Consider the following 10,942-nt stretch of genomic DNA (forward strand, 5'->3'; position numbering starts at 1 on the left):
GATGCGCCTCCTGGACTGGCTCGACGATCCGGTTCCGGATCAGGGGATCCACTTCGCGGGCGAACGCGGCTCCTGGACGTTCCGTTCCTACGCGGAACTGGCGGGAGACGTCCGCCGGGTGGCCGCCCTGCTCCGCGAGGAGGGGGCGGTGCCGGGCGAGCCGGTGTCGCTGATGCTTTCGGACTCGCGGGACTTCATCGTCTCCTTCGTCGCCGCGCTGCTGGCCGGGGCGACCCCCTCGCCCGTCGCGGCCCCCCTGACCTTCCGAGGCCGGGACGTGTACGTCGACCACGTCGCCGGGATCCTGGACGTCGCGCGCCCGTCGCTGATCCTCACCGACAAGGGCCTGGCCGACACCGCGGCGGAGGCCGCCGCCGCGTCCGGCCGGGCGGAGCGCAGCGTCCTGCTGGACTGGCCGGCCCTGCCGGAGGCCGCGGACGCCGTACGCGCGCCCCTGCCCGAAACCGCGCTGCTGCAGTTCACTTCCGGCTCCAGCGGCCGGCCCAAGGGCGTGCGGGTCTCGCCTGACAACCTCGAGCACAACCTCGGCGCGATCATCGAGTGGGGCGGCCTGCGCAGGGGGGACGTGTTCACCTCCTGGCTGCCGTTGCACCACGACATGGGCCTGGTCGGCTCGCTGCTGTGCCCGATGGTGCAGCAGGTCGACCTCAGGCTGATGACGCCCGACCAGTTCGTCCGGGACCCGCTGCGCTGGGTGGCCTGCCTGGGCGAGCTCGGCGCGACGATGACGACCGCGCCCAGCTTCGGCTACTCCTACGCGGCCCGCCGCCTCAAGCCCGAGCAGCTGGAGGGCATGGACTTCAGCGGGCTGCGGATGGCGATCCTCGGCGCCGAGCGCATCGACCCGGCGGGCGTGGCCGCCTTCACCGCGCTGACCCGCCCGTTCGGGTTCCCGCCCGAGCGCCTCGTCGCCGCCTACGGAATGGCCGAGGCCACGCTCGCGGTCACCGGGGTGCGGCCGGGCGACGGCAGCACGGTCATCCGGACGGCCGGGACGGGGCTGCGGGTCGGCGAGCCGGTGGAGGTCGCCGAACGGGCCGTGCTCGGCGCCGACCAGGTGAGCGGGCCGGGCTGGCTCACCGGCTGCGGCGCTCCCTTGGCCGGGGTCGGGGTGCGGATCGTCGACGACGCCGGGGTCCCGCTGCCCGAGGGCCGGTTCGGCGAGATCGTCGTCTCCGGGGAGTCGGTCGCCCAGGGCTACCGCACGGACGCCCCCGCCGCGGAGGGCGCGACCGGGTTCACCCCGGACGGGCTGCGCACGGGCGACTCGGGGTTCCTCCTGGACGGCCAGCTCTACGTCGTCGGCCGGATCGGCGACAGCCTGAAGGTCCGGGGCCGCAAGATCCACGCGGAGGACCTGGAACAGCAGGTCGCCGCCGCGACCGGGCAGCGGGCCGACCGCTGCGCGGTGGTCGCCGGCGCCGTCGGGGACCAGGACGTGGTGGTGGCGATCGTCGAGGACGCCGGCACGGACTGGCTCGACCGAGTCGTCCCGGTGCTGCGCTCGGCGACCTCCGGCTCGGTCGCCATGGCCGTCTTCCACGGCAGGCGCGGCTGCGTGGAGCGCACCTCCAGCGGCAAGCCCCGCCGCCGCGTCATCTGGAACACCCTGCTTCGCGGCGGGTCCGCGGCGCGGCTGTGCTTCACCGACTGGAGCGACCACACCGACCGGCCGGCGCCCTGGCCGGGGGCCGAACCCCCGGAGGAGCCTCAGACCGCGCCGGGCCGCAGGCTGGACCACTATCCGCAGTGCATGGGCTGCGGCGGCGCCAACGAAGGCGGGCTGCACCTGCACGTGGAGTGGGACGGCGAGGCGGCCGTGTGCGTCCACACGCCTCCCGAGCACGCCCAGGGCGGTCCGGGCATCGCGCACGGCGGGCATCTGGCCTCGCTCGTGGACGAGATGACGGCTCTGGTCGCGTCCGAGTTCGCGGGCGAGCCGACGATGACGCGGCGCACGGAGCTCGACTACCGCGCCCCGGTGCCGATCGGGCGCCCGATGCGGATGCGGGCGTTCGTCGTCGACTCCGGCAAGCGGCGGGTGGTGGTCCGGCTGGAGGCCTACCCGGAGGACGGCGACACGCTGCTGTTCGAGGCGCGCGTCGTGTGCGTCCGGGTGCCGCGGACCCGCTGGACGGGCGGCAACGAGGAGCAGCGCGCCGCCATGGAGCGGCTCGACCTGACCGGCGGCGACCCCTCGACGTTCCTGCGCTGGCAGCTCGACGGCGGCCTCCAGCAGTTCTTCGTGCCGGAGAGGCTGACCGCGCCCGTGCGGGTCCGGCTGAGGATCACCGACGCGGATCCCGGCGAGTGGCTGCTGTCCGCCGGGCCCGACGGTCTGGTCGCCACCGCCGGGCCCGGCCCGGACGCCGCATGCGACGTGACGTTCACCGGCGTCTTCACCGACTGGTACCGCTTCGTCCGCGGTGCGGAACCCGCCCCGGAGACGCGCGTCGACGGGGCTCTCGATCTGCTGAACGGCCTGACCAGGGCGTTCGAATTCGGAGGGGCACGATGACCATCGCGGGCGACCTGCCCGGCGTCGTCTCGGACATCACCGAGACCCAGGACGTCAGACCCGACCTGATGCCGACCTCGCAGGACCTGTACTACCGGTGGGAGCGGCAGCAGTGGAGCGTCGCGGCGCTCGACCTGGCCGACGACACCGCGGCGTGGACGCGGCTGCGGCCGTTCTACCGGACCGAGCTCCTCAACGCCCTCACCGAGCTGGAGGTCGGCGAGGTGACCGTCGTGGAGACGCTCAGCTCCCTGGTGGACCGGGCGCCGACCGACGACGACCGGATCTACCTGTCCACGCAGCTCGCCGACGAGGGGCGGCACGTCCGCTTCTTCCAGACCTACCTGCGGCAGGCCGCCGGGATCAGCGGCGAGGGCCTGGCCGACTCCGCCGACTACACCAACCACTTCGCGCCCGAGCTGCGCCGCGTCACCCGCGCGGTCTGGGCGGAGGACGACCGGGCCTCCTGGTACCGGGCGGTCGTCTACTACCACCTGATCACCGAGGGGGTGCTGGCCGCGACCGCGCTGCGCACCACCCGGCAGCTGGCCCGGCGGCTGCCGCTTCCCGCCCTGGTGGAGGGGCTGACGAACGTCACCCGCGACGAGTCCCGGCATGTGGCGTTCGGGATGCTCGCCGCCCGCGACGGGGTGGGCGCCGGGTACGGCGGGCCGGTGCTCGAGTCCTACCTGCACGGCCTGGATCTGGCCGCCCGGGTCCTGGTCGGCCCGCTGCGCAAGCAGGCCGTGCCCGCGGTGCGGACCGCGCTGGGCATCCGCGCGGCCCAGCTGCGCGGCGGCTTCGACATCGCACGGGACCGCGCGATGCGCCAGCTCTCCCACATCGGGCTGCCCGAGGCCGTCCCCGAGGCCGGGGCCGTCTGGGACCGCGCGCTGGAGCGGGCCCTGGACGCCTACGCCGAACACTGGAACACGCCGCACCCGGTCCGGGCCGCCGGCGCCTTGAGCAAGGGAGAGGACACCCGTTGAACAACGAGGAGATCCTGACGAACGTCCGCCGGATCATCGGCGAGATGTGCCCGCTGGGCGCCCGGGAGGCCGGCCCGGACGAGCGGATCATGGAGGACCTCGGCTACGACTCGATGGCCGTGGTCGAGCTGGCCCTGGTCCTGGAGGCGGAGTTCGAGCTGGAGCCGATCGAGGAGGAGCAGGCGATCGACCTGGTCACCGTCCGGGACGTGGCCGAGCTCGTCGAGCACATGGTCTCGGCGCGGGCATGAGCGTCCTGTCCGCCGGGACCGACCCGGCCCTGCTGCGGGAGCGCTGGCTCGCCGCGCTGGAGGAGCTGTTCCCCGTCCCCGAGGGTTACCGCGAGGAGGTCGTCGACCGGCGGGGCGCGCTCGACATCCTGCGCTGCGGCGACGGCCTGCTGGAGGAGCTCGTCGCGGCCGGCCTGCCCTGCTCGGGGCCGTCCGGCGCGGAGTGGTTCGACCGCTACGACCTGTTCAACCTGGCGCTGCACTCCGGCTCCGGCGCCTCGGCGCCGGAGACCGGGATCCGGTTCGCGCTGCGCTGGATGGGCCGCGACCCCTCCACCTGGTTCGACGAACGGCACTGGGACCTGTCGGTCGCGCTGTCCTGCCCCCTCCCCGACGGCTGCCCCGCCGGGAAGGGGGACGCCGAAGAGCCGTCCTGGCGGGCGGCCCTGCCCCTGCCGGAGGCGTTCGGCGGCCGGCTGCTGGAGCTCGAACCCCCGCAGGACGGCCAGGACGCCCTGCGGGGCTCCGGACCGGACGGGTTCACGATGACCGCCCGGGTCGCCACCCGGGGCGAGCGCCGGGAACTGCGCTCGCCCGTGCTGCGCGACATCGTCGGCGAGTACGACCGGAGCCGCTGGGTCAAGCTCCCCGTCGAGCTCCAGGCCCGGCCCGAGCTGGTCCTGCCGCACGGCGTCGCCCCGTGCATCTCGGTCAGCCTGGACCTGGCCGCCAGGTGCCGGGACGCCGGGTTCGAGGCGCGCACCCGTCGCGGCTGGATCCTGGGCATGCTCGACCTGGCGCACTCCTGGCTGGAGGTCGTCGACTCCGACGGCCGGGTCAAGGCGGTCGACCCCGTGTTCGGCCTGCTCTCCGGCCACGCCGACGCGCCGCACCCGGACTTCCGGCGGGCGTGCTCGGGCTCCTTCTTCAACCGGCTGCTGCCCTCCTCGCACGAGGCCGACCAGCCGCTGTTCCGGCACCGCTGCGGCGGCGCGGAGCACGCCCCCGCCACCCGGACCACCGTCCGCACCGCACCCAGAGAGGGAGCGTGACATGGCCCTGCTCCTCGACTCCGAGCAAAGGCTGAAGGACATCCTCGACCGGCTCGTCGCCAAGTCCGAGGCCGACTACTACAACCCCTACCAGCTCTTCCAGTGGCCGGACTCGCTGCCGGAGGAGCGCTACTGGATGTCCCCCGAGCTGATGTCGGTGCACGGCACCGAGGTCCTGGGCGAACTGACCGAGGAGCAGCTGCACCGGCTCAGCAAGTGGGAGAGCATCAACTTCTACAGCCTGAACGTGCACGGCATCCGGGAGCTGGTCACCGAGGTCATCGCGCGCATCCACACCAAGGAGTTCGCCCTCACCTCGGAGTACTTCCACCACATCATCGGCGAAGAGAACGAGCACATGTGGTTCTTCGCCACCTTCTGCAACAAGTACGGCGGGAAGATCTACCCCGATCTCACGTTCAAGTTCGACCAGGGGATCCAGGGTCCGGCCTCGCACTTCCTGGTCTTCGCCCGGCTCCTGCTGTTCGAGGAGATCGTCGACCACTTCAACCGGCAGATGGGCGTGGACGAGCGGCTCGACACGACCATCCGGCAGGTCAACGCCATCCACCACCAGGACGAGTCCCGCCACGTGGCCTTCGGCCGGCAGATCGTCGCGCTGCTGCACAAGGACCTGCGCTCCCGGCTCACCCCGGAGGAGCTGGGCGAGGTCGAACGCTACCTGAAGTCCTACCTGCGCCGTTCCCTGGAGTCGCTGGTCAACCCGGCGGTCTTCCGGGACGCCGGCATCCCCGAGCCCTACAAGGTGCGCAACCGCGTCCTGGCCGACCCCGCGCACGCCGAGCACAACCGGAACATCCTCAAGCGGACCATGAGGTTCCTCGTCAACGAGGGAATCCTCCCGGACGAGAGCCTCGAGGACTCTTGACCTCCCGCCGCGCGGTCCGCGCCCTGCCGAGCACGCCATCGCCCCTCTCTCCCCGCAAGGAGGTCCCGTGAGCCAGAGCGGCGTCGACTTCGTCGTCGACTACCTGCTGTCCAAAAGGCCCGACCTGACCGAGATCGACCTGGATCTGGACCTCATCGAGAACCGGATCCTCGACTCTCTGGGCTTCATGAACTTCCTGTACGTCGTCGAGGAGCACACCGGCACCGAGATCTCGCTGGAGGACGTGACCCCCGAGGACTTCCGCACCGTCCGCTCGATCGCGAAGAGGTTCTTCGATGCCGTCCCCGATCTCGGCTGACCCCGCCGCCCGGACCCGCGACGGGCTGGCCACCCTCGGCCCGGAAGCGGTCGCGCTGCGCACCGCGTTGGAAGAACTGTTCACCTCCTGGGCCGCGGACTGCGGCGCACAGGCGCGGCTGTACCCGCCGCTGATGCGGGTGGAGGACCTGCACCGGATCGACTACTTCCAGAACTTCCCGCATCTGGCGATCACCGGCAGCGGACTGCGTCCCGAGGCGCTCGAAAAACAGGGCAGGGAGCCGGCGATCCCTGCCGGAGACCTGCTGGACGCCTCGTACGCGCTGCCGTCGGCCGCCTGCTACAACGTCTACTTCGACCGGGCGGGCACGGAGGTCGCCGAGCCGCTGAAGGTCACCACGGTGGCCACCTGCTTCCGGCGGGAGGACCACTACGACGGGCTGCGGCGGCTGCTGGGCTTCTCCATGCGGGAGATCGTCTGCGTCGGCGACCGGGAGTCCGTCCTGGCCCATCTGGCGGAGTTCAAGACCCGGCTGCTGGAGTACTTCACGCGGATCGGGCTGCCGGTCGAGGTGGAGGCGGCCAGTGACCCGTTCTTCGACTCCGGCGGGGCGCGGGCGCTGATGTCGCAGCTGTTCCCCACCAAGGAGGAGTTCGTCTTCGGAGGTTCCCTGGCGATCGCCTCGGTGAACTTCCACCGCAACTTCTTCGGGGAGCGCTGCGACCTGCGGCTGCCCGACGGCTCCCCGGCCTTCTCCGGCTGCGTGGCCTTCGGGATCGAACGCTGGATCAGCGCCCTGACCGGCCACTTCGACCTGTCCCCCGAGGCGCTGCGCGAGCATGTCGGCGGGACTTAGGACGCTGACGCAGGCGGCCGGGCTCACCGTCGGGGGCGCGGCGGTCGAGGTGTGGACGGCCGAGGCGCGCGAGGTGCCCGAGGACGGCTGGGAGATGCTGGCCCCCGACGACCTGCGCTACCTCGCGCGGCTGGCCCTGCCGCAGGTCAGGGCCGAGGCCGCCCACGGCCGGGCCATCCTGCGCTGGGTCCTGGGCGACCGGCTCGGCCTTCCCGCCGAACGCGTCCGGTTCGCCAGGACCCTCACCGGACGCCCGTACCTGCCGGGCGCCGACTGGGACTTCAGCCTCTCCTACTCCTCGGGCCTGGTCTGCGTGGCGGTCGCCCACCGGGCCAGGATCGGCGTCGACGTCGAGCGCGTCCGCCCGCTGGACAAGGGGGACGCCGTCGCCGAGCGGTTCTTCTCCCCCGCCGACCGCGCCGCCCTGGACGCGCTGGACGGGGCGGCCCGCGAGGCGTACTGGTTCCAGGCCTGGACCAGGACCGAGGCGCTGATCAAGGCCCACGGCTCCGGGCTGCTCGACCCGCCGCCGACCGGGGGGCCCGGCTCGCCCGCGGTGCCGCTCCCGGTGCCCGCGGGCTTCGCGGGGGCGGTGGCTGCCCTGGACTGGAACGGAGGACCCGGATGCACGACTACGTGATCGTCGGCGCGGGCACGGCGGGCTGCGTGCTGGCGGCCCGGCTGAGCGCGGCCGGGGCGTCGGTGGCGCTGCTGGAGTGCGGCCCGCCCGACCGGCGGCCGGAGGTGCGCGTGCCCGCGGCGTTCCCCCGGCTGTTCGGGACCGAGTACGACTGGGCGTACACGACCGAGTCGCAGGACGGGCTCGGCGGGCGGGCGCTGTACTGGCCGCGCGGGCGGACCCTCGGCGGCTCGTCGGCGGTCAACGCCCAGATCTGGACGCGCGGGCATCCCGCGGACTACGACGACTGGGACGTACCCGGTTGGTCACACAAGGAGCTGCTGCCCTGCTTCGAACGGGCGGAAAAGGGGGCGGTCCGGCTGGAGGCGCTGCGCTCGCCGCACCCGAGCACGGCGGACTTCCTCCGGGCCTGCGCGCGGGACGGAATGCTCCCGCTCGCCGAGGGCGAGGGGTGCGGTCCCGTCCGGGTGACCCAGCACCGGGGGCGCCGCTGGTCCAGCGCCGACGCCTACCTCCGGCCGGCTCTGGGACGCCCGGGCCTGACCCTGCTGACCGGGGCGGACGTGCGGCGCGTCGTCCTGCGGGAAGGGCGGGCCTCGGGTGTGGAGTACCTGACGGCCGACGGCGGTCTCCGGTACGCGGAGGCGCGCAGGGAGGTCGTGGTCGCGGCGGGCGCGGTCGGCAGCCCGGTGCTGCTGATGCGGTCGGGGATCGGCGACCCGGACGGCCTGGAGGACGTCGCCGTGCCGCTGCCGGAGGTCGGACGCGGCCTGCTCGACCACCTCATGGTGCCGCTGGTGTTCGGGCCGGGCGAGCGCGCCGAACGGATCCGGCCGAGCTCTAACAACGCCGAGGCGCTGGCGTTCCTGCGCTCCTCGGCCGGGGCGGAGGCCCCGGACCTGGAGTTCCTGTGGATGCCGGTCCCGTTCCTGGACCACGGGCGGGCCGCGCCCGGCACCGGCTGCACCCTGGCCGTCGTCCTGCTGCGGCCGGGCAGCGCCGGCCGGATCACCCTCGAGGGCGGGGAGCCCCGCATCGACCCGGGCTACCTCGCCGACCCCGCCGACCTGCGCGTCCTGCTGTCCGGGGTGCGGCGGGCGCACCGGCTGCTGGACGACCCCGACCTGGCCGCCTGGGCGGGCGAGCCGCTGACCCCCGCCGCGCGAAGCGCCTCGGAGTCCGCGGTGCGGCTCGGCGCCGAGACCCTGTACCACCCCGTCGGCACCTGCCGGATCGGACCCGTCGTGGACGAGCGGCTGCGCGTCCACGGCGTCCGGGGGCTGCGGGTCGCCGACGTCAGCGTGTGCCCCGCCATCCCCCGCGCCCACACCCAGGCCGCCGCCGTGGTGGTCGGCGAACGCGCCGTGGACCTGATCCTGGAGGAGAGCCTTGAAGACCCGTGACGACATCGTGAAGCTGTACGGGCGGCATCTCAGCGCGAGCGCGGCCCGGCTGGCCGAGCACGCCGGGCTGCCGGTGGAGGTCCGCTCCGAGGGGGCGCGCGTCTGGGACGAGGAGGGCCGCGAGTACCTGGACTGCGGCGGCTACGGGACCTTCTTCCTGGGCCACCGGCACCCGGCCGTGGTGGCCGCGCTGCACGCCCAGCTCGACCGGCACCCCCTGGCCACCCGGACGCTGCTGTCGGGGGAGCTCGCCGAGGCCGCCGCCCGGCTGACCGGGATCGCCCCGCACGGGCTGGACCACGTCTACTTCGCCACGACCGGGGCCGAGGCGGTGGAGACCGCGCTGAAGCTGGCCCGCGCGGCGGGCCGCCGCCGGATCGTCTCGATGCGCGGCGGCTTCCACGGCAAGACCCTGGGCGCGCTGAGCGTCACCGACCGGCCCGTCTTCCAGCAGCCGTTCCGCCCCCTCCTTCCGGACGTGACGACCGTGCCCTACGGCGACGCCGGCGCGCTGGCCGAGGAGCTGGCGGCGAACCCGGCCAGGGCCTGCGTGATCGTGGAGCCGGTGCAGGGCGAGGGCGGCGTCGTGGTCCCGCCGGAGGGCTACCTGGCCGACGTCGCGCGGGAGTGCCGCCGGGCCGGCGCGTTCCTGGTCGTCGACGAGATCCAGACCGGCACCGGCAGGCTCGGCGGGACCTGGTGGGCCTGCGACCGGGAGGGCGTCTCCCCCGACCTCCTGCTGGCGGGCAAGAGCCTGGGCGGCGGCTGCGTGGCGGTCAGCGCGGTGCTGGGCACCGCCGAGGCGTTCCGCCCCCTGGACCGCAACGCGCGCCTGCACACCTCCACCTTCGCGGGCTCCCCCCTGGCGATGGCCGCGGTGACCGCCACCCTTGACGCCGTCGAGAACGAGCTGCTGCTGGAGCGGGCCGAGCACCTCGGCGGCCTCCTGCTGGACGGGCTGCGCGCGGCGTCCGGGCACCCCGCCGTACGCGACGTCCGGGGCCGCGGGCTGCTGCTCGGCGTGGAGCTCGACACCCCCGCCCGCGCGGGCGCGCTGGTCTCCGCCCTGCTGGCCCGGGGCGTCATCACCGCCTCCACCCTCTCGGCCGACCGGGTCGTGCGGTTCACGCCTCCGGCAGTACTCACCGACGGTGACGCCGACAGGATCCGCGCCGCCTTCAAGGACTCCATCGGCACTCTCATGGACTGAGCACACTTCCGGCAAGACACAGGAAAGCCCGGAAAAGGCATCGCCAGAAACGCCCCGAACTGCGCATAACAGGGATTTGCCGGATGTGATCAGGGGAGGCCCTCTGCTGTCGTCACCGACGGTGACGCACGATACCAACGGGGGAAACATGGAAGACGTGTTCACCGCTCTGGAGAACGGCCACCGCGAGATCCGGCGCATGCTCCGCGAACTGGAGAGCTCGCCGAACAGCGCCAACGGGGCGAACCAGGCCGCGCTCGCCCGGCGCCGGCAGATGGTCGACCGGCTCATCATGGAGCACTCCCGGCACGAGACCGCCGAGCAGGAGTGCTTCTGGCCGGCCGTCCGCGAGCTCATGGCCAACGGTGAGCAGCTGGCCGAGCAGGGCGTCCGGCAGGAGCAGGCCGCGCAGCAGATGATGGGCGAACTGCGGAACATCGACCCGCAGGAGGCCAGGTTCGAGGAGATGCTGCGCAACGCGGCCCAGGACATGAAGTCCCACATGGACTTCGAGGAGCAGCAGGTCATGCCCGCGCTGCGCAAGGTCATGGACCCGCAGCGCGCCCAGCGGATCGGCGAGCAGCTCATGCAGAGCAAGCAGTCCGCGTCCGCCGGACGGGCACGCCCGCACGCCGCGCCCCGGCCCGGCGCGCTCAAGGGCACCGCTCAGGCCAGAGGCGGCCAGAACCAGAACCAGGGCCAGAACCAGGGCCAGAAGCAGCGCGGCCAGAACCAGAACCAGGGCCAGAACCAGAACCGGAGCCGGTTCCAGCAGGAGCAGGAGCAGGAGGAGCAGCCGCAGGGCCGGCAGAAGCCCAAGGACCCCATGGGCGGACGAGGACGCTGACCCGCCG

11 protein-coding genes are annotated in these 10,942 nt (G+C 73.4%); all 11 read left to right on the forward strand.

The window, feature by feature from the left end; translation table 11 throughout:
- Position 1: 1 nt before the first annotated feature.
- A complete protein-coding gene (locus ABD327_RS10985) occupies positions 2–2,539 on the forward strand; it encodes an AMP-binding protein (RefSeq protein WP_344450416.1) in 2,538 nt (845 codons plus the stop codon).
- Positions 2,536–3,528 (forward strand): ribonucleotide-diphosphate reductase subunit beta, encoded by a 993-nt coding sequence (locus tag ABD327_RS10990; RefSeq protein WP_344450193.1) that lies wholly within the window; start codon positions 2,536–2,538, stop codon positions 3,526–3,528. The genes ABD327_RS10985 and ABD327_RS10990 overlap by 4 nt, the downstream gene beginning before the upstream one ends.
- Positions 3,525–3,779, forward strand: a complete 255-nt coding sequence (locus tag ABD327_RS10995) for an acyl carrier protein (protein WP_344450194.1) — start codon at positions 3,525–3,527, stop codon at positions 3,777–3,779. Before ABD327_RS10990 ends, ABD327_RS10995 begins: the two co-directional genes overlap by 4 nt.
- Entirely contained in the window at positions 3,776–4,810 is a 1,035-nt protein-coding gene (locus ABD327_RS11000; RefSeq protein WP_344450195.1) for a hypothetical protein, read from the forward strand. Before ABD327_RS10995 ends, ABD327_RS11000 begins: the two co-directional genes overlap by 4 nt.
- Before the next feature lies 1 nt (position 4,811).
- Positions 4,812–5,699, forward strand: a complete 888-nt coding sequence (locus tag ABD327_RS11005; protein WP_344450196.1) for a diiron oxygenase — start codon at positions 4,812–4,814, stop codon at positions 5,697–5,699.
- Positions 5,700–5,766: 67 nt separating this feature from the next.
- On the forward strand, positions 5,767–6,018 hold the full coding sequence (locus tag ABD327_RS11010) for an acyl carrier protein (RefSeq protein WP_344450197.1): 252 nt from the start codon (positions 5,767–5,769) through the stop codon (positions 6,016–6,018).
- Entirely contained in the window at positions 5,996–6,835 is an 840-nt protein-coding gene (locus ABD327_RS11015) for an aminoacyl--tRNA ligase-related protein (RefSeq protein ID WP_344450198.1), read from the forward strand. Before ABD327_RS11010 ends, ABD327_RS11015 begins: the two co-directional genes overlap by 23 nt.
- Positions 6,819–7,475 carry a 4'-phosphopantetheinyl transferase family protein gene (locus ABD327_RS11020; protein WP_344450199.1) on the forward strand — a complete coding sequence of 219 codons (657 nt, stop codon included), beginning with the start codon at positions 6,819–6,821 and terminating at the stop codon, positions 7,473–7,475. Before ABD327_RS11015 ends, ABD327_RS11020 begins: the two co-directional genes overlap by 17 nt.
- The gene (locus tag ABD327_RS11025) at positions 7,460–8,878 is read left to right on the forward strand and encodes a GMC family oxidoreductase (RefSeq protein WP_344450200.1); all 1,419 of its coding nucleotides are present in this window, start codon (positions 7,460–7,462) and stop codon (positions 8,876–8,878) included. Before ABD327_RS11020 ends, ABD327_RS11025 begins: the two co-directional genes overlap by 16 nt.
- Positions 8,865–10,088, forward strand: coding sequence for an aspartate aminotransferase family protein (locus ABD327_RS11030; protein ID WP_344450201.1), 1,224 nt, complete (start codon positions 8,865–8,867; stop codon positions 10,086–10,088). The genes ABD327_RS11025 and ABD327_RS11030 overlap by 14 nt, the downstream gene beginning before the upstream one ends.
- A gap of 148 nt (positions 10,089–10,236) precedes the next feature.
- Positions 10,237–10,935, forward strand: a complete 699-nt coding sequence (locus tag ABD327_RS11035; protein WP_344450202.1) for a hemerythrin domain-containing protein — start codon at positions 10,237–10,239, stop codon at positions 10,933–10,935.
- Positions 10,936–10,942 lie beyond the last annotated feature (7 nt).

Origin of the sequence: Actinocorallia aurantiaca, assembly GCF_039533685.1 — a bacterium.
Taxonomy (GTDB): domain Bacteria; phylum Actinomycetota; class Actinomycetes; order Streptosporangiales; family Streptosporangiaceae; genus Actinocorallia; species Actinocorallia aurantiaca.